Source organism: Brevundimonas sp., assembly GCF_046299595.1.
Classification (GTDB): domain Bacteria; phylum Pseudomonadota; class Alphaproteobacteria; order Caulobacterales; family Caulobacteraceae; genus Brevundimonas.
The window spans coordinates 2,086,031-2,110,691 of the sequence record NZ_JBKBHQ010000001.1 but is presented as its reverse complement, the minus strand read 5'-3'; the positions used below and the strand labels follow the sequence as shown (position 1 = coordinate 2,110,691).

The 24,661-nt window shown below is 67.6% G+C and carries 24 protein-coding genes; 8 read left to right on the top strand and 16 right to left on the bottom strand.

Going from position 1 to position 24,661, the window contains the following annotated elements:
- Positions 1-9: 9 nt before the first annotated feature.
- The 5 genes from phoU to ACK4E3_RS10390 all read right to left on the bottom strand — a co-directional run bounded on the left by phoU (position 10) and on the right by ACK4E3_RS10390 (position 5,916).
- Positions 10-744 (bottom strand): phosphate signaling complex protein PhoU, encoded by a 735-nt coding sequence (gene phoU, locus ACK4E3_RS10410; protein WP_409700199.1) that lies wholly within the window; start codon positions 742-744, stop codon positions 10-12.
- Between the two features lie 13 nt (positions 745-757).
- Positions 758-1,612: a phosphate ABC transporter ATP-binding protein PstB gene (pstB, locus tag ACK4E3_RS10405; RefSeq protein WP_409700196.1), complete on the bottom strand. Its 855-nt coding sequence runs from the start codon at positions 1,610-1,612 to the stop codon at positions 758-760.
- Between the two features lie 5 nt (positions 1,613-1,617).
- Complete coding sequence (gene pstA, locus ACK4E3_RS10400) at positions 1,618-2,931, bottom strand: phosphate ABC transporter permease PstA (protein WP_409700193.1); 1,314 nt, start codon at positions 2,929-2,931, stop codon at positions 1,618-1,620.
- Positions 2,924-4,354 carry a phosphate ABC transporter permease subunit PstC gene (gene pstC / locus ACK4E3_RS10395; RefSeq protein WP_409700190.1) on the bottom strand — a complete coding sequence of 477 codons (1,431 nt, stop codon included), beginning with the start codon at positions 4,352-4,354 and terminating at the stop codon, positions 2,924-2,926. Before pstC ends, pstA begins: the two co-directional genes overlap by 8 nt.
- A 131-nt stretch (positions 4,355-4,485) precedes the next feature.
- Positions 4,486-5,916 carry a sensor histidine kinase gene (locus tag ACK4E3_RS10390; RefSeq protein ID WP_409700187.1) on the bottom strand — a complete coding sequence of 477 codons (1,431 nt, stop codon included), beginning with the start codon at positions 5,914-5,916 and terminating at the stop codon, positions 4,486-4,488.
- Positions 5,917-6,140: 224 nt separating this feature from the next.
- On the opposite strand from ACK4E3_RS10390, the gene ACK4E3_RS10385 reads away from it, so the two are divergent.
- The gene (locus ACK4E3_RS10385; protein ID WP_409700184.1) at positions 6,141-8,492 is read left to right on the top strand and encodes an ATP-binding protein; all 2,352 of its coding nucleotides are present in this window, start codon (positions 6,141-6,143) and stop codon (positions 8,490-8,492) included.
- Here the strand turns inward: ACK4E3_RS10385 and aceB are convergent.
- From aceB to aceA, 3 genes are read right to left on the bottom strand one after another with little or no spacing between them, the layout of a single operon-like run.
- Positions 8,489-10,075, bottom strand: a complete 1,587-nt coding sequence (gene aceB, locus ACK4E3_RS10380) for a malate synthase A (RefSeq protein WP_409700182.1) — start codon at positions 10,073-10,075, stop codon at positions 8,489-8,491. The two genes, ACK4E3_RS10385 and aceB, sit on opposite strands and share 4 nt — an antisense overlap.
- 47 nt (positions 10,076-10,122) lie before the next feature.
- Positions 10,123-10,326: a hypothetical protein gene (locus tag ACK4E3_RS10375; RefSeq protein ID WP_409700179.1), complete on the bottom strand. Its 204-nt coding sequence runs from the start codon at positions 10,324-10,326 to the stop codon at positions 10,123-10,125.
- Between the two features lie 47 nt (positions 10,327-10,373).
- On the bottom strand, positions 10,374-11,663 hold the full coding sequence (gene aceA / locus ACK4E3_RS10370) for an isocitrate lyase (RefSeq protein ID WP_409700177.1): 1,290 nt from the start codon (positions 11,661-11,663) through the stop codon (positions 10,374-10,376).
- Between the two features lie 178 nt (positions 11,664-11,841).
- On the opposite strand from aceA, the gene ACK4E3_RS10365 reads away from it, so the two are divergent.
- Complete coding sequence (locus ACK4E3_RS10365; RefSeq protein ID WP_409700174.1) at positions 11,842-13,296, top strand: short-chain fatty acyl-CoA regulator family protein; 1,455 nt, start codon at positions 11,842-11,844, stop codon at positions 13,294-13,296.
- Positions 13,297-13,338: 42 nt separating this feature from the next.
- On the opposite strand, the gene ACK4E3_RS10360 is transcribed toward ACK4E3_RS10365, so the two are convergent.
- Positions 13,339-14,439: a 5-(carboxyamino)imidazole ribonucleotide synthase gene (locus ACK4E3_RS10360; RefSeq protein ID WP_409700171.1), complete on the bottom strand. Its 1,101-nt coding sequence runs from the start codon at positions 14,437-14,439 to the stop codon at positions 13,339-13,341.
- Positions 14,440-14,928: a 5-(carboxyamino)imidazole ribonucleotide mutase gene (purE, locus tag ACK4E3_RS10355; RefSeq protein WP_409700168.1), complete on the bottom strand. Its 489-nt coding sequence runs from the start codon at positions 14,926-14,928 to the stop codon at positions 14,440-14,442. It abuts the gene before it with no gap.
- Positions 14,929-15,111: 183 nt separating this feature from the next.
- Between purE and ACK4E3_RS10350 the strand changes: the two genes are divergently transcribed.
- Positions 15,112-15,720, top strand: coding sequence for a GGDEF domain-containing protein (locus ACK4E3_RS10350; protein ID WP_409700165.1), 609 nt, complete (start codon positions 15,112-15,114; stop codon positions 15,718-15,720).
- A 6-nt stretch (positions 15,721-15,726) separates the two neighbouring features.
- Here the strand turns inward: ACK4E3_RS10350 and ACK4E3_RS10345 are convergent, their stop codons facing one another.
- From ACK4E3_RS10345 to ACK4E3_RS10335, 3 genes are all read right to left on the bottom strand, one after another.
- Positions 15,727-15,957 (bottom strand): YdcH family protein, encoded by a 231-nt coding sequence (locus ACK4E3_RS10345; protein ID WP_409701241.1) that lies wholly within the window; start codon positions 15,955-15,957, stop codon positions 15,727-15,729.
- Between the two features lie 144 nt (positions 15,958-16,101).
- Positions 16,102-16,587: a TIGR02444 family protein gene (locus tag ACK4E3_RS10340; RefSeq protein WP_409700162.1), complete on the bottom strand. Its 486-nt coding sequence runs from the start codon at positions 16,585-16,587 to the stop codon at positions 16,102-16,104.
- Positions 16,584-17,165, bottom strand: coding sequence for a UbiX family flavin prenyltransferase (locus ACK4E3_RS10335; protein ID WP_409700159.1), 582 nt, complete (start codon positions 17,163-17,165; stop codon positions 16,584-16,586). The genes ACK4E3_RS10340 and ACK4E3_RS10335 overlap by 4 nt, the downstream gene beginning before the upstream one ends.
- 101 nt (positions 17,166-17,266) lie before the next feature.
- Between ACK4E3_RS10335 and ACK4E3_RS10330 the strand changes: the two genes are divergently transcribed.
- Positions 17,267-17,440 (top strand): YdcH family protein, encoded by a 174-nt coding sequence (locus tag ACK4E3_RS10330; RefSeq protein ID WP_409700156.1) that lies wholly within the window; start codon positions 17,267-17,269, stop codon positions 17,438-17,440.
- Positions 17,441-17,532: 92 nt separating this feature from the next.
- Here the strand turns inward: ACK4E3_RS10330 and ACK4E3_RS10325 are convergent, their stop codons facing one another.
- On the bottom strand, positions 17,533-18,219 hold the full coding sequence (locus tag ACK4E3_RS10325; protein WP_409700153.1) for a DUF1013 domain-containing protein: 687 nt from the start codon (positions 18,217-18,219) through the stop codon (positions 17,533-17,535).
- A gap of 273 nt (positions 18,220-18,492) precedes the next feature.
- Here ACK4E3_RS10325 and ACK4E3_RS10320 point away from each other — a divergent pair, with 273 nt between their 5' ends.
- Complete coding sequence (locus ACK4E3_RS10320; RefSeq protein ID WP_409700150.1) at positions 18,493-19,089, top strand: beta/gamma crystallin-related protein; 597 nt, start codon at positions 18,493-18,495, stop codon at positions 19,087-19,089.
- 3 nt (positions 19,090-19,092) lie between these two features.
- On the opposite strand, the gene ACK4E3_RS10315 is transcribed toward ACK4E3_RS10320, so the two are convergent.
- Complete coding sequence (locus ACK4E3_RS10315) at positions 19,093-20,079, bottom strand: NAD(P)H-quinone oxidoreductase (RefSeq protein WP_409700147.1); 987 nt, start codon at positions 20,077-20,079, stop codon at positions 19,093-19,095.
- Positions 20,080-20,174: 95 nt separating this feature from the next.
- Here ACK4E3_RS10315 and ACK4E3_RS10310 point away from each other — a divergent pair, with 95 nt between their 5' ends.
- From ACK4E3_RS10310 to ACK4E3_RS10300, 3 genes are all read left to right on the top strand, one after another.
- Positions 20,175-20,390, top strand: coding sequence for a DUF1192 family protein (locus tag ACK4E3_RS10310; RefSeq protein ID WP_409700144.1), 216 nt, complete (start codon positions 20,175-20,177; stop codon positions 20,388-20,390).
- Between the two features lie 139 nt (positions 20,391-20,529).
- Positions 20,530-21,057 (top strand): DUF1465 family protein, encoded by a 528-nt coding sequence (locus tag ACK4E3_RS10305; RefSeq protein WP_409700142.1) that lies wholly within the window; start codon positions 20,530-20,532, stop codon positions 21,055-21,057.
- A 126-nt stretch (positions 21,058-21,183) separates the two neighbouring features.
- Positions 21,184-21,864: a hypothetical protein gene (locus ACK4E3_RS10300; protein ID WP_409700139.1), complete on the top strand. Its 681-nt coding sequence runs from the start codon at positions 21,184-21,186 to the stop codon at positions 21,862-21,864.
- Between the two features lie 848 nt (positions 21,865-22,712).
- Here the strand turns inward: ACK4E3_RS10300 and ACK4E3_RS10295 are convergent.
- Entirely contained in the window at positions 22,713-24,443 is a 1,731-nt protein-coding gene (locus ACK4E3_RS10295) for a sensor histidine kinase (protein ID WP_409700136.1), read from the bottom strand.
- Positions 24,444-24,661 lie beyond the last annotated feature (218 nt).

Below are 24,661 nucleotides of genomic sequence, written 5' to 3'. Positions count from 1 at the left end.
CGGGCTGGGTCAGGGTTTGTCGGGGGCGGGCGGGTCGGGCTGGCCGATGTCCTGCGGGCTCACGGCGGTCCACTTGGGCCGCTCGCCGGGCATGTCGTCGCCCGTGATCTCGTAGTGGACGATCTCGGCGATATTGGTGGCGTGATCGCCGATGCGCTCCAGGTTCTTGGCCATGAACAGCAGGTGCGCGCACGCGCCGATGGTGCGCGGATCACCCATCATGTAGGTCAGAAGCTCGCGGAACAGGGCGTTGTAATGCTCGTCCACCTCGTCGTCGGACATCCACACCGACATGGCGCGGTCCAGTTCGGCGGCGGTGTAGGCGTCCAGCACGTCTTTGAGGCGATGGCCCACCAGCTTGCCCATGCGCTCGATGGAGCGGGTCAGGGGTGTCATGGGATCGACCTCGGCGAGGCTGAGTCCGCGCTTGGCGATGTTGCGGGCCAGATCGCCGGTGCGCTCCAGGTCGGACGAGATCTTCAGGGCCGAGAGCGTGCGACGAAGGTCGCTGGCCACGGGCTGGCGCAGGGCGATCAGGCGGATGGCCTTGCGCTCGATCTCGCGCTGCATGGCGTCGAGCTTGGCGTCGCGCTCGATCACGGCCTGGGCCTGGGCAACGTCGCGCCGCGCCACCGATTCCACGGCATCGGCCACCTGGGCCTCGGCCAGACCGCCCATGCGGGCGACCTCGGCGGTGAGCTGGTTCAGCTCGTCTCCATAGGCTCTGACGGTGTGCTGGTTCATGGGGAGGTGGTCCTCAGCCGAAGCGGCCGGTGATGTAGTCGAGGGTGCGCGGGTCTCGCGGATTGGTGAAGATTTCCTCGGTGTCGCCGGTCTCGACCAGCCTGCCGAGGTGGAAGAAGGCCGTGCGCTGCGACACGCGAGCCGCCTGGGCCATGGAGTGCGTCACGATGATGATGCAGTACTGCTCGCGCAGCTCGTCGATAAGCTCTTCGATCCGGGCCGTAGCGATGGGATCGAGCGCCGAGCACGGCTCGTCCATCAGGATCACCTCGGGGCTGATGGCGATGGCCCGCGCGATCACCAGCCGCTGCTGCTGACCGCCGGACAGGCCCGTGCCGGGATTATGCAGACGGTCGGCCACCTCGTCCCAGAGCCCCGCGCGGCGCAGCGACTGCTCGACGATGGCATCCTGTTCGGCCTTGCTCTCGGCGAGACCATGTATGCGCAGGCCATAGGCGACGTTCTCGTAGATGGACTTGGGGAACGGGTTGGGGCGCTGGAACACCATGCCGACGCGCTGGCGCAGCAGCACCGGATCGACGCTGCGGTGGTTCAGGTCCTGTCCGTCCAGATTGATCGTGCCCGACACCTGGGCGCCGGGGATGGTGTCGTTCATCCGGTTGATGCAGCGCAGGAAGGTGGACTTGCCACAGCCCGACGGTCCGATCAGCGCCGTCACCGTCTTGTCGGGCACGTCCAGCGACACATCGAACAGGGCCTGCTTGTCGCCATAGTAGACGTTGACGTCGCGCGCCGAGACCTTGATCGGGCGTGTGACATCGGCGGGCGGCTCGGTCGGGCGCGACTGGAGGTCGGTGCCTGAGCCGGCTTCGGTGCCGTCGGGGCTGCGGAAGATCGGAAAGCGCATCGGCCTTACCACCTGCGTTCGAAATGGCGGCGCAGAACGATGGCGGCCGCGTTCATCACAATCATGAAACCGAGCAGTACCAGAATGGCTGCGGCGGTGCGCTCGTGGAAGGCGCGCTCGGAGGCGTTCTCCCAGATGAAGACCAGCACCGGCAGGGCGCTGGATGGTGCCGTAACCGCCTCGGGAATGCCCGGCACGAAGCTGACCATGCCGATGAGCAGCAGGGGCGCGGTCTCGCCCAGGGCATGAGCCATGGCGATGATGGCTCCGGTCATCACGCCGGGCATGGCCAGCGGCAGCACATGGTGGAACACCGCCTGGGTGCGGGAGGCACCCATGGCCAGTGCGGCTTCGCGGATCGAGGGCGGCACGGCCTTCAGCGCCGATCGTGTGGCGATGATCACCGTGGGCAGGGCCATCAGCGCCAGCACCAGCCCGCCCACCAGAGGCGAGGAGCGCGGCAGGGCCATCCAGTTGATGAACACCGCCACGCCCAGCAGGCCGTAGACGATCGAGGGCACGGCGGCCAGGTTGTTGATGTTCACCTCGATCAGGTCGGTGATGCGGTTGCGCGGAGCGAACTCTTCCAGATAGACGGCCGCGAACACGCCCATGGGAATGGCGAGGCAGGCGGTGACCAGCAACATCAGCGCCGAGCCCACCACCGCGCCCAGCACCCCGGCCAGCTCGGGCTGGGTGGAGTCCGAGCGGGTGAAGAAGGCACTGTTGAAATGGCCTCGGATCGCGCCTTCCTGCCGCGCGGCCTCGACCCAGTCGATCTGCTGATCGGTGAGGCTGCGCTCCTCGGGCGGCGTGTCGCGGCTGATCTTGCCCTTCAGATAGAGATCGGCATTGGCCCCGACGGGCGCTGTCATGGTGATCGTCTGACCGATCAGCGAGGGGTCCGCGCGCACCCGGTCCAGCAGCTCGAAGCCCATGGAGGTCGAGAACAGGGCGCGATAGGCACTCGCCCGGCTGCGGTACTCGTCATCCACGATCCCTGCACGCGCCAGCGCCTGCTCGGCGATCATCAGATCATAGTTGGCCAGGGCCGGATTGGCCGCATCGACGCGCTCGGGGTCCACATAGACCGGCAGCGAGATCGAGTGGGTATAGAAGGCCGTGTGGCCCTGCTCGATGATGCGCCCCAGCAGCAGGGCCAGGAAAGCCACGGCCACGGTGATGGCCAGCAGGCCATACAGCCGAAAGCGCTTCTCGGCACGATAGCGGCGGCGCAGGCGCTTTTGCGCGCGCGCATCGGCCCCTTGCTGCGTCAGGGCGTGCTCGGCCGGTCCGGGTGCGGGGGCGGCGTCAGTCATACTGTTCCCGATAGGCAAGCACGATGCGCTGGGCGACGATGTTCAGGATCAGCGTCACCACGAACAGCGTCAGCCCGAGACCGAAGGCGGCCAGAGTCTTGGGGCTGTTGAACTCCTGATCGCCCGTCAGCAGGGTGACGATCTGGACGGTCACGGTGGTCACGGTATCGAGCGGGTTCAGCGTCATGTTGGCCGCAAGGCCCGCCGCCATGGTCACGATCATGGTCTCGCCGATGGCGCGGCTGATCGCCAGCAGGAACGCCCCGGCGATGCCCGGCAGGGCCGCAGGCAGCAGCACCCTGGTCACCGTCTCGGACTGGGTGGCCCCCAGGGCATAGGAGCCGTCACGCAGGCTCTGGGGCACGGCATTGATGATGTCGTCGGACAGCGAGCTGACAAAGGGGATGAGCATGATGCCCATCACCGCTCCTGCGACCAGGGCCATCTGGTTCTGGACCAGCAGCAGATACTGGCCGATGCCGTCCAGTGGCCCGCCGACGAGCTGGGCGCCGATCCAGTTGAAGAACTCGCGGAACGCAGGGCCCACCGTCAGGGCAGCGAAGAAGCCATAGACCACGGTGGGCACCCCGGCGAGCACCTCCAGCAAGGGCTTGATGATCGCGCGGGTCTTTCCGCCCGCGTATTCCGACAGATAGATGGCCGAGAACAGGCCGATCGGCCCGGCGACCAGCATGGCGATCATCATGATCAGGAAGGTGCCCACGAACAGGGGCGCGGCCCCGAAGGCGCCGGTCGAGCCGACCTGATCCATGCGGATGGCGATCTGGGGGCTCCACTGGGTGCCGAGCAGGAACTCGCCGATGGGCACGGCCTGGAAGAAGCGGATGCTCTCCAGCACCAGGGAGGCGACGATGCCCACGGTCGTCAGCACCGCAACCGCCGACGACAGGAACAGCACGCCCGTGGCCCAGCCCTCTACCCGGTTCCTGACCCGCCGCTCGGGCGAGAAGCGCCGCACCGCGAGCGTGCCACCGATCAGGGCGAGGGCGAAGGCGGCAAAGATGGCACCCCAGCGAAGCGTGCCGCTGACGCGGGACGCGCGCGCGGCGGTCTCATCGAACTCGGTCTCGAGCGCACCGCTCCACTCGATGTTGGGGCGCGAGCCCTCGGCCACGCGGCGCGCGTCGTTGAAGAAGGCCTCGCGGCGCGGCGCCTCCATGCTCATCACCGTGTCGGATGCGGCCGACACGAGCACGGACTGGGTTACGCGCCCGTCGAAACTGGCCACCGCCATCAGCAGCAGCAGGGCGGGCACCGCCGTCCAGATCAGACCGTAGAGGCCATGATAGACCGGGCGCGAATGCAGCCGCGTATCGCGCGCTCTGCGGCGCGCAGCGGCCCTCGCCCACAGGAATGTGGCGAGGGAAAACACGACAAGAACCAGAGCGGCGATAAAGATCATCAATAACCGGCAGGCAACCCCCCGCCCGCTTGCCCGACCCGATGCGAGGGGTCGTCCTGTGGCGCACGCGCGAAGCCGGCCGGAGGAGCCCGGCCTTGTGGCGCGGAACCTGCCTGCGATTGGTCAGCGGATTACGAAGCTTTGATGACAGTTCTGTTACGACGCGCGTCCGCCTGTTCAAACTCTGTCACGTTTGCCGCAGGCCTGGGCTCAAGCTGCTGAAAATAGACGCAGAACTGAGAACCCGTTCCGAGCTGGCTCTCGACCGTCATGCCGCCCCGGTGGCGATTGACGATGTGCTTGACGATGGCGAGGCCGAGGCCGGTGCCCGGATGCTCGCCGCTTTTCTGTCCCGGGGCACGATAGAATCGCTCGGTCAGGCGCGGCAGGTGCTCGCGCTCCATGCCCCGGCCGTGGTCGCGCACGCACAGGCGGATGTAGAGCGCATCGTCCTCGCGGTCCGGTGTCAGCAGCGACAGGCGCGATGCGCCCGGCAGGCTTGCGGCCTGGGCAGCCTCGAGGGCAAGGCCCGCCTCCACGCTGACATCGACCCCCTGCCCCTCGTTGGAATATTTGACGGCGTTGTCGATCAGGTTCTGGACCACCTGCACGATCTCGTCGCGGTCGCCGGTGATCAGGGCGCGGGTATCGTCGGGCACGCTGAGGCGTATCTCGACACCCTTCTCGCGGGCCAGCGGGCCAAGGGCGTCTATGACATCCACGGCGACGAGACCCACGTCCACGCGCCCAGAAGGCGTGATGTGCTCGTTCAGCTCGATGCGGCTGAGTGACAGGAGGTCCGCGACCAGTCGGCTCATGCGCTCGGCCTGGGCGGCCATGATGTCGAGGAACCGGTCCCGCGCCACCGGGTCTTCGCGCGCATGGCCCTTCAGCGTCTCGATGAAGCCGGTCAGCGATGCCAGCGGGGTCTTCAGTTCGTGGCTGGCATTGGCCAGGAAATCCACGCGCATATGCTCCATGCGCCGCACGTCCGTCTCGTCACGCAGGTGAAGCACCACGCGCCGCGCGCCGCCGGTCACCTCCAGCGGCAGGGTGTGTGCGCGCCACACCCGCTCCTGTGCGCCGCCGGATTCGTAATCGGTGGTCTGGGCCATGCCGCCGAACAGCGCCTCGTCCACAGCTTCCAGAATGGCCGGATCGCGCACCGCCGTGACCAGAAGCCCGCCCGAGCGGCTCATGCGGAACAGCTTGCGCGCCGCCGCATTGGCAAAACTGATCCGCCGCCCGGCCAGGTCGTCCGGCTCGCTGCCCTCGATGATGACCAGTGGATCACTAAGCGCATCCAGCGCCTCGATCACGCCGGGATGGCTCTCTGCACCGGACGCATGAGCGGCAGGCTGGGCCGTGCTGTCGTCCACCACGGGGCTGCGGCTGGCGCTGCGCAGGTTGGCGCCAAGGGTGATCAGCGCCACGATCAGGGCCGCTGTCATAGCCGGGCCGCTGAGATGATCGTGGACCACCGCCAGCAATACCAGCGCGACGACGCCCGCCCCCCCGCCGATCCAGCCGGGGTTGATGCGGATGCGGTTCGCCGCGGGCATCACAGGCGATGGTGTCTGATCGAGGGGCATGGCTGAGGGGTGTGCTCACGTCGCTCATGGCGACGCGCGGAAAGCCTAAAGACGGATCATGACAGAAGATAGAGTGTTCCGCCCCCGGATCAGTCCGCACGCCGCAGCGCACCCGGTGCCCCACGCCCTGCCAAAGGGCACCGTTTCTTCACGACTTGGCCATTAGGGTATCGGCGATATTCGGGAGCCTGTCCTTGCATCATCACGTCCATCACGTCGCCTCAAGCCATGACGCGGGCCTGCTCGTCGTGGCCGCCCTGGTCTGTCTGCTGGGACTGGCTACGGCGCTGCGGTTGCTGATGCGCGCCCGCTCGGCGCTGGGCGCATTCCGCAATTTCTGGGTGATGCTGGCCGGAGCGGTGGCGGGATCAGGTATCTGGGCCACCCACTTCATCGCCATGCTCTCCCACGATCCGGGCAGGCCCATCGCCTATGCCATGACCGAGACCATCGGCTCGCTGGTCATTGCAGTACTTGGAATGGGCGGAGCCTTCCTGCTGCTTGTCTCCAGCGAAAAGCGCCTGCGCGCCGCCCAGGCCGGTGTGCTCGCGGGGATCGTCGTGGGCGTCATGCACTATCTGGGCATGATGGGCGTGCGCGGTGCGGGCCAGATCAGCTTCGAGCCCGCCCTTGTGGTGCTGTCGATCGTGCTGGGCTGCGCCCTGATGGGGGCCGGCCTCGTCTATTCGCGGCGCAACGACAGGTGGATGACCGCCTTGACCACCGCTGCCATTCTCGCGCTTGGTGTCGTCTCCCTGCACATGACCGGCATGCTCTCGACGCATTTCGAGCCCGGCCCCGGCAGCATCGTGCCCGAGGGCATGCTGCTGTCGAGCAACCGCATTGCCTTCAGCGTGGCCGTTCTTTCTTTCCTGATCGCCCTGGCGGGGGCCATGGTCACGGTGATGGAGCGCTGGTCGCGCACCTCGGCGCTGGACCGCCTGCGCGAGGCCATCGACGCCATGCCCGACGGTCTGGCCTTCTATGACTCCCTTGATCGCATCGTGCTGTGGAACGCCCGCTACACCGAGATCAATCCCGAGATCGTCAGCGTGCTGCGTCAGGGCCGCACCTTCCGCGAGATCGTCGATGCGGGCCTTCAGGAAGGCCAGTACATCGAGGCCATCGGGCGCGAACAGCAGTGGCTGGAGGAGCGTCTCAAGGCGCGCGAGGCCCTGTCGTCCAACATCGAGCAGCGCATGAAGGACGGACGCTGGGTGCGCGTGCAGGACCGTCGCACCGCCGATGGTGGCGTGGTCACGGTGGTCAACGACATCACCGACCTTAAGCGCGATGCCGAGCTGCTAGCCCAGGCCCGCGATGCCGCCGAGGCCGCCAACCAGGCCAAGAGCGACTTCCTCGCCAACATGAGCCACGAGATCAGAACGCCGCTCAATGGCGTCATCGGTGTGGCGCAGGCCCTGGCCGCCACCGACCTGAGCGCCGAGCAGCGCGACATGATCAAGCTGATCCAGTCGTCCGGCCTGACGCTGCAACACCTGCTCAGCGACATTCTCGATCTGGCGCGCATCGAATCGGGCCGCCTCGAGATTCGCCCCGAGACCTTCGACCTCAAGGCCGTGATCCACGAGGCCGGACAGCTCTATCAGGCCTCGGCCACGCTGAAGGGCCTGCAGTTCTTCATCGATGTGGGCGATGGCCTGCCCGAACATGTCGAGGGCGATCCCACGCGCCTGAAACAGATCCTGACCAATCTGGTCTCCAATGCCGTAAAGTTCACCGAGACCGGCTTCGTCAGCCTGACGGCGCAAGCCGCGGGCGAGCGCAATGGCCAGCCGCTTGTGCGCTTCACCATCGAGGACACGGGCGTTGGCTTCAGCGAACAGGTCAAGGAGCGCCTGTTCGGCCGCTTCGAGCAGGCTGACGGCTCGATCACGCGCCGCTTCGGCGGCACCGGACTGGGCCTGTCCATCTGTCGCCAGCTCGCCGAGATGATGGATGGCGAGCTTGATGCCGAGAGCGAGCCTGGGGGCGGGGCCATCTTCATCCTCACCCTGCCCATGCCGCGTGCCGAGGTCGCCATACCGGGCCCTGCGGCCAGCGAGAGCGCTGACGATCCCGACGAAAGCCTCTTTCGCGACTGCGCGCCAGACGTGGCTGCACAGGCTGCCGCTTCGCGCACCCGCCGCGTGCTGCTGGCCGACGACCATCCCACCAACCGCAAGGTCATCGAGCTGTTCCTTCAGGCCGCCGATATCGAACTGGTCATGACCGAGAACGGCGCCGAGGCCTTCGAGCGCTTCCGCGAAGAGCCCTTCGACTGTGTGCTGATGGATATGCAGATGCCCGTCATGGACGGCCTGACCGCCACGCGCGAGATCAGGCTGCACGAGGCGACGCACGGCCTGTCGCGCACGCCCGTCGTCATGCTGACCGCCAACGCCATGCCCGAGCACGTCGCCGCAGCGGCCTCCGCTGGCGCGGACCGGCACCTGTCCAAGCCGATCAACGCCGAGCTGCTGCTCTCGACCATCGCCGAAATGGCCGAGACCAAGGCCAGCCAGAGCACCAGCGTCGCCGCCTAGACGGCGCTCAGCAGCCTGTAGGCCGGGCCGGTCAGGAACGGCTCCAGCCGCTCGGCCATGACCAGATCGCTGAACAGGCGCACCGCCGCATCCAGATGCGCAGGCCGATCGGCAAGTTGCGCTGTCTCCTGTTCGATCAGGTCCATGATCAGCGCTGCATCGATCACGCGCCCATCCTCCAGCTTCGCGCCGTGAACGCGCCACTGCCACAGCTGGGCGCGGCAGATTTCCGCCGTGGCCGCATCCTCCATCAGATTGTCGATCGGGACCGCGCCGCGCCCCGACAGCCAGGCGGCGATATAGAGGATGGCCACGCGGATGTTGCCCCTCAGCCCCGCCTCGGTGCGCGTGCCCTCGTGCAGGCTCAGGAGGGCCGCCTGATCCAGCTCTGACAGGTCGTGACGGCGCGCGAACTGGTTGGGCTCGGGCATGATCTCGTCGAACACCGCCATGGCCACCGGCACGAGATCGGGGTGAGCCACCCAGGTGCCGTCATGGCCGTCGCGCGCCTCCCTCATCTTGTCGGCCCGGACCTTGGCAAGCGCCGCCGCATTGGCCGCCTCGTCGCCGCGCACGGGAATCTGTGCCGCCATTCCCCCCATGGCGTGCGCGCCGCGCCGGTGGCAGGTCTCGATCAGGCGCAGCGAATAGGCCCGCAGGAATGCCTCGCCCATCACCATGCGCGCACGGTCGGGCGTGATGAAGCGCGCGTCGGCGGACAGGCACTTTATGGTCGAAAAGATATAGTCCCAGCGCCCGCAGTTGAGCCCCACGATCCGCTCTCTCAGCGCATGCAGGATCTCTTCCATCTGAAAGGCTGCGGGCAGGGTCTCGATCAGGACCGTGACACGCACCGCACCGCGCGCAAGGCCGAGGCGCTGTTCGACATGGGCCAGCACGTCATTCCACAGCGCCGCCTCCTCGAAGCTCTCCAGCTTGGGCAGATAGGCATAGGGCCCGCTGCCCTGATCCAGCGCCGCGCGCGCATTGTGAAACAGATAGAGCCCCAGATCGAACAGGGCGCCCGACATGGCCTCGCCGCCCACGCGCAGGTGGTCCTCGTCCATATGCCAGCCGCGCGGACGCACCTTGAGCACCGCACGCTGGGGGCCCAGCCGATAGGCCTTGCCCGTGCGCGGATCATCGAAGCTGAGCGTGCCCGCCCACAGATCCTTCAGATTGACCTGACCCTCGATCAGGTTGGCCCAGGCGGGCGCGGTGGCATCTTCGAAGTCGGCCATGAACACGCGCGCGCCGCTGTTGAGCGCGTTGATGACCATCTTGCGGTCCACCGGCCCAGTGATCTCGACGCGCCGATCCCGCAGGTCGTGCGGCGCGGGCGCGACGCGCCAGTCCCCTTCGCGGATTTCGCGCGTCTCGGGGCGGAAGTCGGGCAGTTCACCGGCATCATGGCGGGCCTGGCGGGTCAGGCGCGCCTTCAGAAGGGCCTTGCGGCGCGCTTCGAAGCGGCGGTGAAGCTCGCTCAGAAAGCCCAGCGCCTCGGGGGTCAGCACCTCGCTCTGGCGCGGCGCGGCAGGCGCGCGCACTTCGGCACGGATGGCATCGAGTTCGGCGATGGGCATGGCTCGGACGCCCTCCTTAGGCGCGGGCTGCGGCACGGTCGGACGGGTCAGCCGGGCAGGCGGACCTGCTCGGCGGCGATGCTGTAGCGGGCCGTAGCACAGGCGCGCGTGCGCTCCGACAGGCTGCGCCATGCCGCGCGGGCCTCGTCGCGCGTCAGATAGGGTCCGCTCAGCTCGGGCAGGCCCTTCAGGCGGTGAAAGCCGATGCATTCATATTCGCCCCCGACGACCCAGTAACGCTCCGTGGTCATGATCCTGGCTCCTTAGTCCATGGGTTTGCAGTGTGACGGGGCGGCGCCTAGGCCGCCTGCGGCTCGAACTGGGCCGCTTCGGTCGAGTCCTTCAGGGCCGTGGTCGAGGACTGGCCCGCCGAGATCACCGTGGCGACCGCATCGAAATAGCCCGTGCCGACCTCGCGCTGGTGGCGGGTGGCGGTATAGCCTTCGGCCTCCGAGGCGAACTCGGCCTGTTGCAGGGCCGAATAGGCCTTCATGCCGTGCTCGCGATAGCCGCAGGCCAGCTCGAACATCGAGTGATTGAGGGCGTGAAAGCCCGCCAGGGTCACGAACTGGAAGCGATAGCCCATGGCGCCCAGCTCACGCTGGAAGCGCGCGATGGTCGCCTCGTCCAGCTTGGCCGCCCAGTTGAAGCTCGGCGAGCAGTTGTAGGCCAGCAGCTTGCCCGGATGCACCTTGTGGATGGCCTCGGCAAAGGCGCGTGCCTCGTCGAGATCGGGGTGCGATGTCTCCCACCACAGCAGGTCCGCATGGGGGGCATAGGCGAGACCCCGCGCGATGCAGTGATCGAGGCCCGTGCCCTCTTTCAGGCGATAGAAGCCCTCGGGCGTGCGGCTGCCTTCCTCGATGAAGGGCCGGTCGCGCTCGTCCACGTCCGAGGTGATGAGGCGCGCGGACTCCGCATCGGTGCGCGCCACGATCAGGGTGGGCGTGCCCATCACATCCGCGGCCAGGCGCGCGGCGGTCAGGTTGCGGATGTGTGCCGCCGTCGGGATCAGCACCTTGCCGCCCAGGTGGCCGCACTTCTTCTCGCTGGCCAGCTGGTCCTCGAAGTGGACGCCCGCCGCCCCGGCCTCGATGAAGGCCTTCATGATCTCGAAGCTGTTGAGCGGGCCGCCGAAGCCGGCCTCGGCGTCGGCCACGATGGGCACGAACCAGTCCCGGCTCAGCCTGCCCTCGGCGTGCTCGATCTGGTCGGCCCGCTGCAAGGTGCGATTGATGCGGCGGCACAGCTCGGGCGCCGCATTGGCCGGATAGAGCGACTGATCGGGATACATGGCGCCTGCCGTATTGGCGTCCGCCGCCACCTGCCAGCCCGACAGATAGATGGCCTTCAGCCCTGCGCGCACCATCTGCATGGCCTGATTGCCCGTCACCGCGCCCAGCGCATTGATGTAGGGCTCCTCGCGCAGCAGCGCCCACAGGCGGTTGGCTCCGCGCTCGGCCAGCGTATGGCGGATCGGCACCGAGCCGCGCAGGCGGCGCACCTCATCCGGGCCGTAGGGGCGCTCGATGCCGTCATAGCGGCCTTCGGGCGCGCTCGGGACAAGATCGGAAAAGGCGTCAGTCATGATGTGTCAATCCCCGCTCATCTTCACCAGGACCTGACCTGCATGACAGCGGCCCGGTGTGCTCGCTGTGAGAAGAACACGTTTCTGGCCTTGGCGTGACAGGGCGGACGCCCGCCGCGAGGTCATCTGGACACAATCTGACTTCTCGAGCCTGTCAAATCATGTCAATGTGACATCTATGGCCGAGACGACCGATCGAAAGCTCTACCTCGGCGGGCGGCTCAGGCGTCTGCGTCGCGAGTTGGACCGCACCCAGACCGCCATGGCGAAGGAGCTTGGCGTCTCGCCCAGCTATCTCAACCACATCGAGCGCAACCAGCGCCCCGTCACCGCCCAGCTGCTGCTGAAACTGGCCGAGGTCTATGACATCGACCTGCGCGCCTTCGGCTCCGGCCCGGTCGGCAATCAGGAGGCGGAGCTGAGCGAGGTGTTCGCCGACCCCCTGTTCGAGGGCCTGCGCGTGCCGCGCCACGAAGTACTGGGCATGATCGAGGATGCGCCCGCCGCCAGCGAGGCCATAGGGCGGCTCTATCGGGCCCTGCTGGATGCGCGCCGGCGCGGCCAGCTCGCCTCCGAGCGGCGCGAGACCACTGCCGAGCCCATGATCGAGACCGCGGCCGAATGGGTGCGCGCCTATGTGCAGGGGCGGCGCAACCATTTCCCCCAGATCGACCTTTGGGGTGAGGCCATCCATGGCGAGCTGAGCGCCGATCGCGTGCGGCTGGAAACCGAGGGGCTCGAGGCCCTCATGCGCGAGCGCCTGCAACAGCGCCACGGCCTCGGCGTTCGCACCCTTCCGGCCGAGGTGATGGTCGAATGGACGCGCCGCTTCGACTTTCACCGCCGCCGCCTGCTGCTGGTGGAGGGGCTGGAGCCCGCCACGCGCCTGTTCGCCATCGCCTATCAGCTGGGCCTCGGCGAGCATGGCCCTGCCCTCGATGCCATGGCCGATCAGGCCTCGCCGCCCGATCTTTCCGCGCGCAGGCTGCTGAAGGTGTCGCTGACCAATACCCTGGCCGCCGCCATCCTCATGCCCTATGGCCCCTTCCACCGCCTCGCCGAAGACAGCGGCTATGACATCGCCCGGCTGATGGCGCGCTTCGGGGCCAGCTTCGAGCAGGTCGCGCACCGCCTGACCACCCTGTCGCGCGCGGGCGCCAGCGGGGTGCCGTTCTTTTTCATGCGGGTGGATCGGGCGGGCAATGTCTCCAAGCGCTTTGCCTCGGACCGCTTTCCCTTTTCGCGCCTCGGCGGCTCGTGCCCGCGCTGGCGCCTGCACGGGGCCTTTGCCCAGCCGGGTGAGACCCTGACCCAGATCATCGAGACGCCGGAGGGCGGGCGCTGGTTCACGCTGTCGCGCACGGTTCAGCGTCCCGGCGGTGCGGCGGGGGGCGGTTCCGGTCGGCACGACCTGGCCATCGGGCTCGGCTGCGAGCTGAGCCACGCCCATCGCCTGATCCATGCGCGCGGCCTCGATCTGGAGAACCCGGATGTGACTCCCATCGGTCCGGCCTGCGGCCTGTGCGAGCGCCACCCGTGCCGTGAGCGCGCCGCCCCGCCTCTGACGCGCACCCTGATCGTCGACGACTTCGCCAAGTCGATCAGCCCCTATCCCTTTTCAAGCCGGGCTTAAGCCAGGCCGAGCGAAAGACAGGCCGGGCATGACGGAAGGGCCTCAGCGGGCACGCGCCTGACGGGCAGGGCCGAGCACCCGGTTGATGTGGCCCATCTTGCGGCCCGCGCGCGCCTCGCCCTTGCCATAGAGATGCACGCAGGCCCCGGCCTCGCCCGACGCCGTGCGCCACTGCTCGACCTCGGGACCGAGCAGATTGGTCATCTCGACGCGCGCCTGGGCCTCGAAGCTGCCCAGCGGCCAGCCCGCTATGGCGCGGATGTGCTGCTCGAACTGGTCACAGGCGCAGCCGTCCTGGGTCCAATGGCCGGTGTTGTGCACGCGCGGGGCGATCTCGTTGACCAGCAGCCGCCCGCCCTTCAGTGCGAACAGCTCGATGCCCATGACGCCCACATAGTCGAGCCCGTCCAGCACCGCCTCGGCAATGGCGCGCGCGCGCCTCGAGACCGCGGGCGACAAGGTAGCCGGGGCGGTGGTGGTGCGAAGGATGCCCCCTTCGTGCACGTTCTCTCCGGGCGGATACAGCCCCACTGCGCCATCGCGCCCGCGCGCGGCAATGATCGACAGCTCGCGCTCGAAATCGGCCCTGGCCTCGAGGATGGCCGGGCGCGCGCCGATGGCCTCCCAGGCCCTGCGCGCATCGCCCTTGCGGCGGATCCAGACCTGGCCCTTGCCGTCATAGCCCTCGCGCCGGGTCTTGAGCAGGGCCGGCAGGCCGATGACATCCAGCGCGGCCCTCAAACCCTCCAGATCGTCCACGGCGGCGAAATCCACGGTCGTGGCTCCGACCGCGTTCAGATAGGTCTTTTCGCTCACCCGGTCCTGCGCCACCGCCAGGGCCATCGGCCCCGGTGCCACCAGAGCGCCCGCACGCGCCAGCCGCTCGACCGACGAGGCAGGCACGTTCTCGAACTCGAAGGTGACGACATCGCAGACCCGCCCCATCACATCGAGAGCGGTCTCGTTGTCATAGGCCGCCACGATCTGGCCGCGCGAGACGCGCCCGGCGGGGCTGTTGTCCTCGGGATCGAGGATCACGACGTCGAAGCCCAGGCGCGATGCCGCCTGCGACAGCATCCGGCCAAGCTGGCCACCGCCGAGGATGCCGATGCTCGATCCGGGGGAAAGCGGCAGGTCCGGCACTCAGTCCTCGACGCTCTCGAGCACGCTGTCGGTCTGCTGCTGGCGCATCGCCTCGACCCGCCCGGCCAGGGCCTCGTCCGACAGGGCCAGTATCTGGGCAGCGAGCAGCCCTGCGTTGCGCGCGCCGGCCTTGCCTATGGCCAGGGTGCCCACGGGCACGCCGCCGGGCATCTGCACGATGGACAGAAGCGAATCCAGCCCGGCCAGCGCGCGGCTCTTGACCGGCACACCCAGCACGGGCAGCGCGGTCATGGATGCCACCATGCCCGGCAGGTGCGCCGCGCCGCCCGCCCCTGCGATGATGACGCGAAACCCTGCCGCGCGGGCGCCACTGGAGAAGGCCACCAGGCGATTGGGGGTGCGGTGCGCCGAGACCACCTTGGCCTCCCACGCCACGCCAAGCTGATCGAGGGCGTCGGCGGCGTGCTTCATGGTCGGCCAGTCCGAGCGGCTGCCCATGACGATGGCGACGGCGGGGCTGTGGGTCATCGGGGTCTCGGGGCAGCAAACCTTCGGAAAGGGCGCGGACGTTATGTCAAGACGGCCCTTATCACAACCGCGCGGGTCCGCATCTGGCGTCTTTGCGCTTTGGCCCTGTGGCACTAGCATGGGCACGGGCCACGGGCGCTTGAGTCGGTGCCCGCCGCACTGTGTTCCACGGGATCGGACCCGATGTCCCCTCAGGCCCTGCGCGAGACGAGCCAGCCAGCTAAAGGCGAGAGCGACGAGCTGGCGCTGCTGCGCGCCGAGGTCGAGCGCCTGACCCGCGATCTCGAGGCCATGCGCGCACGGGCCGAGGCGGCCGAGGCGGCGGCGGACCACGATGTGCTGACCCCCACCTTGAACCGGCGCGGCTTCGTCGAGGTGCTGAACCGCGCCATGGCCTATTGCGCCCGCCATGACGTGCCCGCCAGCCTGATCTATCTCGATCTGGATGGCTTCAAGCGCATCAATGACGATCTGGGCCACGCGGCGGGCGATGCCGCCCTGATCCATGTGGCCGAGACCCTCAAGGCCAATCTGCGCGAGAGCGATGCGCTGGGTCGGCTGGGCGGCGATGAGTTCGCGCTGCTGCTGATGAACGCCGCCCTCGACGATGGCCGCGAAAAGGCGCGTGCGCTGGGTGAGGCACTGGCATCGCGAGGCTTCGAGTGGAACGGGCGGCAGGTGGTCGTGAACGGTGCCTTCGGCGTGCGCCCGCTCGCCGGTCAGGCCGATGCCGAAGTCTGGCTGGCCGAGGCCGATGCGGCCATGTGGGTGCGCAAGAAGCCTTCGCGCTGAGGCGGATCAGGCGATGATGTCGGGCAGGATCTCGTCGTCAAGCCGGGTGATCTCGTCCTTCAGCGCCAGCTTGCGGCGCTTGAGGCGCGCGATGGTAAGCTGATCGGGCACGGGCATGGCGCCCAGCGCCTCGATGGAGGCGGCCAGGTCCAGATGCTCCTGGCGCAGCTCGGCCAGCCGCTCGCGCAAGGCGCGCTGATAGGCCAGGGTCTGGCTGGCCTCGACTTCTGCCTCCATGTCCTGAACCGGAGCGCTGACAGGCGCATCCGGCCCGCGCTCTTTCGATTTCAGCTCGATGACCGAAGCGTCTTCTTCTCTCATGGACGCAGGATTCCCCTCAAGGAGATGGCCGCAGCACGACACGGGCCAATATAGCGCAGTTCACCGCGCCGCCCAAAGCCGATCCGCAAGGTTCTGAAGCGCAGGTCGAGGCAGGGCGCGCGCACTGTGCGAGGCGACGGCCACCATCAGGGCGATGGACCGCTCAGGGGTGCCGGCAGGTGCCGGGGCCAGCACTTCGAGCGCCCCGATCAGCCCGGCTTCGGCCTTGAGTTCCACCGCCTTGATGTCGGCGCGGATGTCTTCGCGCACCGCATCGTCCACATCGAGCAGGCGCTGCTTGAGACGGCGGCGCAAGGCGCGCACCGGCCCGATGATCGCGGCCTCCCAGTTCGAGGCTAGGTCTGCGGCGGCCTCGATGGTTTCGGCATCAGGATGCCTGCCGGTGTGCGCGCACCAAGCGGCCCACAGCAGCAGCGGCACGCTCAGGCCGTGATCGTCCTGAAGGCCAAGGCAGGCCTCGCTGACGCCCTCGCCGCCATAGGCCTGCACGGCCCAGTCCCAGAACGAGCGTGCGTCCTCGCTCACTGCGGCTCCATCCCCTGCCAGCGCCGGGTGCCCCCCCAGTCCAGACCGAACAGGTCCAGCGCGCGGCCCACGGACTGATCGACGATCTCGGCCACGCTTTGGGGGCGGGTATAGAAGGCGGGCACCGGCGGCACGATGCTGGCCCCCATCTCGGCCAGAGCCGCCAGAGAGCGCAGGTGGCCGAGGTGCAGCGGGCTCTCGCGCACCATCAGGACCAGCGGGCGGCGCTCCTTCAAGGTCACGTCGGCCGCGCGCGTCAGCAGCGAGCTGGTCACGCCCGTGGCGATCTCGCTGAAGGTGCGCACCGAGCACGGCGCAACGATCATGCCGAGCGTGCGGAACGAGCCCGAGGCGATGGAGGCGCCCACATCGTTGATGCCATGAACCTCGTCGGCCATGGCCTTCAGGTCGGCCAGCGAGAGATCGGTTTCCTGGGACAGGGTCATGGCACCCGCGCGCGATACGACCAGATGCGTCTCCACATCGAGGGCGCGTGCCATCTCAAGTGCCCGGACTCCATAGACAATCCCGGATGCACCACTGATACCCACGATCAGCCGCTTTCTCGCCCCGCTCATATGGCCTCCTCGATGTGTGATCGGATGATCGCCGAAAAGACTCCACATCCGCCCCTTTCAGGTGTTGGATGAATGGTCCCTTAGAGAAGGAGGCGCAAGCTATGAGCATTGACGCTCGCATTCGCGAACTCGGAAATCGTCACCGCACCCTCGACGAAGCGATCCAGAAGGAAATGATCCGACCGAGCGCAGATGCCCTTGAGCTCAAGGAAATGAAGCGACGAAAACTTCGGCTGAAGGAACAGATCGAAGCGCTTCAGGGCCAGCACCACTGAGATAGCGAAAAGCCCCGCCGGTTGTCCGGCGGGGCTTTTTTGCTGCTGACGTGCCGGATCGCCGCCCGGATCACAGTATCGGGCTCAGACGGTCAGTCCTCGCCGCCCTCGTCGGTGAAGTCGCTAAAGACCGAAGCCGCGTCGGGCTCCGGCCCGCGGCGCTCGTCGATCTCCTCGGTCTCAATGGCCTCGGGCGCGGCGGGGGTCTCATCGGCCTGATCTTCAAGCAGGGTACGGCCCGCGTCGGTCTTGCCGGCCTTCTCGGCCGCCTTGCGGATCACCGCGTCCAGCTCGATCTGGCCGCACAGGCCCAGGGTCACCGGGTCCACCGGCTTGATGTTGGCGCTGTTCCAGTGGGTGCGCCCGCGCACGCTCTCGATGGTGGACTTGGTGGTGCCCAGCAGCTTGGAGATCTGGGCGTCCGTCACTTCGGGGTGGTTCTTGACGAACCACATAATCGCATCGGGGCGGTCCTGACGGCGCGAGACGGGCGTGTAACGCGGCGTCTTCTTGGTCGGCTTGAGCAGCTCGGCATGGCGGCTGACCACGGCCTTCATGCGATAGCTGGCATCGGCCTGCGCCTTGTCCAGTTCCTCGTGGGTGAGCTGGCCGTTCATGATCGGGTCTGCGCCACGAATGTCGCGGGCCACGTCGCCATCGGCGATGCCGCGCACCTCCAGCGGGTGCAGGCCGCAGAACTCGGCGATCTGCTCGAAGGTGAGCGCGGTGTTCTCCACCAGCCAGACTGCCGTGGCCTTGGGCATGAGGATTTGGGACATGGACTGTCTCGCTCTTTCTTGACGTGGGGGCGCAAGGCTTGTGGGCCCGGCCCGAAACGGCGGCGCCCGGCCTTTCGGCCGGGCGCGTGATGACTCTCTATAGTGTGTGACGGCTGAAAAGAAAACGGGCTTCGAACGCTCGCCCGCCCCCTCGACACCCCTGAACAAGTCTGAACGAGAGCGAACTTCCCATACAGCTTGCGTTCAGGCGCGCGGTTGCACCCTCACGGACAGTTACAGCGTTATCCCATCAGGACTGTTCGGGAGAGACCCATGAAAAAGATCACCGCCCTTGGCCTGAGCGGCCTGGCCGCAGCCATCATCGGGGGCGTTGCCCTCAGCGCCCCTTCCACGGCCGAGGCCCAGCCCGGCCCCCGCGGGCCCTATCAGGACACCTGCCGTGACATCAGCGTGCGCGGCGGCACCCTCTATGCCGTCTGCCAGACGCGCCGTGCCCAGTGGGTGCGCACCTCGATCCGCGTCGACGAGTGCCGCGGCGCCCAGATCGGCAACAACGACGGCCGCCTGCAATGCTGGTATGGCGGGCGTGACGGCTGGAACCGTCCCGGCGGTGGCTGGAATGATGGCCGTCCCGGTCGTCCCGGCGGCGGCTGGGGTGGTCGCAGCGAGATCACCGTCTATGTCGATGCCGATTATCGCGGTGCCTCGACCACCTTCCGTGGCGAGATGCCCAACCTCGACCGCACCGGCTTCAACGACCGCATAAGCTCCATGCGTCTGCGCGGCAGCTGGCTGGTGTGCAGCGACGCCAACTTCCGCGGCCGCTGCCAGGTGTTCGACGGTGACGTTCGCAACCTGCGCCAGCATGGCCTGAACGACACCATCTCCTCGATGCGCCCCCTGCGCTAAGGCTCACGCCTCCAGATCGAGGATGATCTTTCCCGTGTGGACGCCCGCTTCCATCAGGCGGTGGGCGTCCACAGCCTTGTCCAGGGCAAAGCGCGCACTGACCGGGATGCGCGCCGCGCCGCTGTCGATCAGCGGCCAGTGACGCTGCCGGACCTGGGCGATCAGGCGCGCCTTCTCGTCATCTGATCGCGCGCGCAGGGTCGATCCCGTCAGCACCGCCTGCTTTCGCATCAGCGTCATCAGATCGACCTCGGCCAGGGCTCCGGACTGAAAGGCGATCACCACCCAGCGCCCGCCGGGTTTCAGCACCGCCAGATTGGCCCGCGCATACCCTGCACCCACCATATCAAGGATCACATCGGCCCCGCCGGCCGCCTCGGCCCCGGCCTGCCATGGCCCGGCGCTGGCATCGATGGCCACATCCGCACCCAGCGCCCGCGCCGCCTCGGCCTTGTCCGCCCCGCGCGAGGTGGCGACCACACGCGCGCCCGCCGCCTTTGCCAGAGCGATGGCGGTGACGCCGATGCCGCTGGTGGCTCCGTGGACCAGCAGGGTCTCCCCGCCTTTCAGCCCGCCCGCCTCGAACACATTGGCATGGACCGTGATCACGGTCTCGGGCAGGGCCGCCGCATCGCTCAGGGCCATGTGATCGGGCACAGGCATCAGGTGGCGCTGATCCACCGTGACCCACTGGCCATAGCCACCGCCTGCAAGCAGGGCACAGACCCTCGCTCCCAGCCATGCGGCATCGGCCCCCTCCCCCAGCGCATCGACCACGCCCGAAACCTCAAGGCCGGGAATGTCGGACGCCCCCTCGGGCGGCGGATAGAGCCCCATGCGCTGAAGCACATCGGGACGGTTCACGCCCGCCGCCGCCACCTTGATGCGCACCTCGCCAGGGCCGGGCTCGGGCCGCGCCCGCGTCGCGATCACCAGAGCCTCCGGCCCGCGCACGCCCGGCGTGATCTCCACGACCTTCATCTCCGCCATCGGGCTCGTCTCCCTGCCACCTGCCATGGCCGCGCTCTTGAAATCACGCGCCGATGGGCGTTCTCTAAAGTCTGGATGCAGAGGGAGGAAGCCAGATGGTGTTCGACGACTCAGAGCCGCGCGCCTCTCGCGATGCCGCCCTGCGCGCCCTGACCCGCGAGGATCTGGACCTGCAAGGCACCGAGGAGCTTCAGGCCCGCATCGAGACGCTTCGTGCCGAGATCGCGCGCGCCGAGGCGGCCCTGTCGTCGAAACAGGCGCGCAAGTCTGCCGCCGACGCGCTGTTCTCGTTCAAGGGCGGGGCGGACTAGAAAAGCGCGGCACACAGCGGCGTGCACGAATGTCACGGCCCCGCCGCCTTTGGCTGTCACGGCTGGCACGGGGGTTGCACACAAAGGCCCAGTTGCGTCAGCTTGTCTGGCTGCGCGTCAGTAGAGGTTTGAACAGCGTATGGTCGAAGCCGCCGCCGATACGGGCCCTGCCGCCCCCGATGCCATCGCCAGCCGCGCGGCCGTAGTGCGGGATTTCGCCCGTTCCGAGCTGTTCGAGCGCACCTTCCGTGACGGCATGGAACTGGTCGAGGACACCGCCGCCTATCTGGATGGCGAGGGCCGGCGCGACTCTCGCCTGCTGTCGCGACAGGCCGCCCTTTCCTATGCAGCCGAGAGCATGGCCCTGACCACGCGCCTGATGCAGATCGCCTCGTGGCTGCTGGTCCAGCGCGCGGTGCGCGAGGGCGACATGGCGCCCGAGCTGGCCTGCGATGCGCGCTATCGCCTCAATGTCGGCCCTGTCAGCCGCAGCGAGCCCTCGCACCCGGACCTGCCCATCGCCCTGATCGAGCACATGGTGCGCTCTGAAAAGCTGCTGGAGCGGGTGATCTATCTGGACCGGCGCATGTATCTCGAAGCGGCACCCGACGCGGTGGAAAACCCCGTGCAGAGCCAGCTTGATCGCCTCAAGGCCGCCTTTTCCTGAGGCTTGATGCCGCCTGCTGACGCCAGCCTGCTAACGCCGGCCCGATAACGCCAGATTGACTGGCCCACGCGCGGCGGTTGTGCGCTCATTCTCCCTGCCGCCGTGCAGTGAATGAGGAGCCGGTCGATGAGAAGCATCCCAGCCGCAGGCCGCGCCGGAGCGCTGGCCTTGGCCGTTTGCGCGTTACTACTTGCCAGCACCTCGCTGGCACAGCAGCCCTCTCAGGCCAGCCCGTGGGAGCCGGGCGGACCCTTTTATTACGGTGGTCTGACGCGTGAGCAGGCGCAAGAAGCGCGTTCCGCCTTCCATGATCGGATGCGTTTTACCCGCTACGCTGGGGAACGCGCCCTGATTCACTTCGTCATGTTCGACAACCGTCATGTGCAGACATCCATCGTACTCGGATATCGCTTCATTCAGCATCGTGATGGCGTCACCCACGAAAACTGGGTCATGATGAGAACGGGTTTCTCCCAGGGCGTGGAGTCAGAGCCGCGGTGGGCAAGCTCCGACACCTGCCCTCAGATGGCCACGGTCATCGAGAGCTTCCGCAATCTGCCGGCACTTGGCCTAGATTTCTTCGGACCGGGCAGGCGCTGGCCCGCCCCCGTCAGCGCCAGCTTGCGCTTTGAGGTGTCGTCCCGCGGTGTCATGCAGGACGATCCTCGCTCCCATGGCGACAACATCGTGACCTATTCGGCACTTGATGGACCCGTCGAGGCATTTGTTATGATGGCGCTCAGAGAACTCGCTTCCTGCTGGGGTGACGAGACGCCCGCCAGACCAGAAGGTGGCACTTGGCTCTGACCCTGGGCACCTCTGTAAGCGAGATAGGCGCGAGGGGTTCGATCCCCGAACAGCCCCTGCCGCCGTGCAATGAATGAGGAGCCGGTCGATGAGAAGCATCCCAGCCGCAGGCCGCGCCGGAGCGCTGATCGCCGCGTTCTGTACGCTCTGTCTCGCCAGCGTCTCAATCGCCCAGACCCCCTCATCGCCACCCAGTGTCTGGGAGCCGGGAGGGGCTTTTGATTTCAATGGTCTGACGCAAGAGGAGGCCTCACACGCTCTTGCTGCATTTCAACAGCGCATGCGGTTTGTACGCCACTTTGAGCAACTGCCAACTATACAGTTCACACACACGGACATCCGTCATTTACAGGTGACGACCGTGATGGGATATCGATTCATTCAGTTTCGTGATGGCGTCACTCACGAAAACTGGGTCATGCTGAACATGGGTTTCACTCGAGGTGCCGAGAGAAACCCCAGATGGGCGAGTTCAGATACATGCCCTCAGATCTCAACGGTCATAGAGAACTTCAGACAACTGCCCCCCATGGGTCTCGATTTTTTCGGGCCTGGCCGACGCTGGCCACTTCCGGTGCAAACAGGGCTGGTTTATGAGGTGTCGGCACGCGGGGTAATGAACCCGGATACAAGCTCTCAGAGTGGGCACCAGGTGACATTCATGGCCAACGATGGGCCTCTGGCAGAGTTTTACGACAGGGCGTTGCGAGAACTCGCTTCCTGCTGGGGCAATGAGATGCCTGCCAGACCCGAGGGGAGCGGGCTTCTCTAAAGTCCGAGATCGGTTGGAAAAGCCAGACGGGCGCGAGGGGTTCGATCCCCGAACGGCCCCTGCCGCCCCGGCGGGTTCAGGCGCCTTCGCCATCCGTAGAGCCGCTGCGCTCGCCGGTGCCCGCGTCGGTCGGGCCACGCAGGCCGCGCCGGTCCAGCGCATCCAGACTGACCACCTTGTCCTTCGCATCCTCGGGGATGGGGATGCGTGCCACCTCGACCACCGGAAGGCGCACCGTGACCGCCGTGCCCTCGCCCAGGGTGCTCTCGATGGTCATGCGCCCCTGATGCAGCTCGGCCAGAGCCCGCACCAGTGACAGGCCCAGCCCGGTGCCGAGGCTGCGCTGGTCCTCGCGTCCGACCTGCACGAAGGGCTGGCCCAGACGCGCCACGTCCTCGGGCGCGATGCCCACGCCTGTGTCCGCCACCACCAGTTCCAGATAGGGGCCGATGGCCTGGGCACTGACGCTGACGTGTCCGCCGCGCGGCGTGAACTTGACGGCATTGGACAGCAGATTGAGCGTGACCTGTTTCAGCGCGCGGCGATCCGCATCGACCATCAGGGGCTCGGGCGGCAGCACCCCGGCCAGCTCCACGCCCTTGTCGGCCGCCGAGACGCGGATCAGGGTCATGGCGGCGGTGATGGCCTCGCGTGCATCGAAACGCTCGCGGTTCAGCTCATAGCGCCGCGCCTCGATCTTGCTGACATCGAGCACATCGTTGATCAGGTCGAGCAGGTGCGTGCCCGCCTCGTGGATGGCGCTGGCGTGCTCGACATACTTGTCGGGCAGAGGCCCGAACAGGCGCTGGCGCATCATGTCGGAAAAGCCCAGTACGGCATTGAGCGGCGTGCGCAGCTCGTGGCTCATGTTGGCCAGAAAGCGCGTCTTGCCCGCGCTGTCGCTCAGCGCTTCGCTGCGCTCGGCCTCCAGCGTCAGCTCGCGCGCGTGCTGCAAGGTGGCATCGGTCAGGGTCGCGATCAGGCGGCCCTCCTCATCGCCCAGCGCGCGCACCAGAAACTGCACCCTGCGGTCCAGCGCCACGCGCGGCGCAAACAGCGCCTGCCTCACCTGCAGGCCCGCCGAGGCCGCAGCGAGCGCCTCGACCAGCCCCTGACGATCCGGCGCATGAACCGCCGCGATCAGTCCGTCATCGAACAGGGCACCGACATCGAGGCCCGGCGGGGCGGTGCCATAGGCCGCATGAAGATGCCCGCTGGCATCGAGCACCACGGTCAGCCCCGGCTGACCGGCCATCAGGGCCTCGAGCCGCGACAGCGAGCCCAGCGCCCGCTCCAGCGCCGCCTCGCGCCGGTGCCAGCCGATCAGCAGCGCACCCAGCGCCATCAGGATCACCAGCACCAGCATGGGCACGCCCTCCCACAGGGTGCCGGGCGCGGGGGCGGCGATGTAGCGCGAGGCCAGCAGCCCCGCCATCACCGCCGTGATCGAGGCCGCAGCTCCCGCCAGCACCAGCCTGCGGCTGAGGCCGGGACGCGCCAGCAGCACCCCCGCCAGCAGCGGCATCAGCGACAGGGCGCTCATCAGCCCCGAGGCCCCGCCCGTCAGGGCCAGCACGATCGCCGCCGTCAGACCCCAGACCAGCACGAGGCCCAGCCGGTCCGACGCCTGATCGCGCAGCATCAGCCCCAGCCCCGCCAGCCCCGGCAGGGCGATCACCAGCAGGGCTCCGGCCTCCATGGGCGACAGCGGCCGCCCCAGCGCCGCATGGAGCAGCACCAGTATGCCCAGCCCCACGACAAAGGCCGCGTGCCATGCCGCCAGCATGGCCACTTCTGCGCGCGGCACGGCCCCTTTCGCATCTGCCCGCTGGGCGGGCGGGACCGCTTTGGGCTTGTCAGGGGCGGGGCTGGACAAGAACTGGGCTTCCGGGAGGGCTGCGGTCGGGCGAGTGCGCTCGGGATGAACGCGGTCTCGAAGGTGCGAAACTCTCAATCTAGACCCTGATTCCCCGCACCGGTCAGGGCTTTTCCTCAGTGGACCGATCAGGCCGGACATTAGGCACT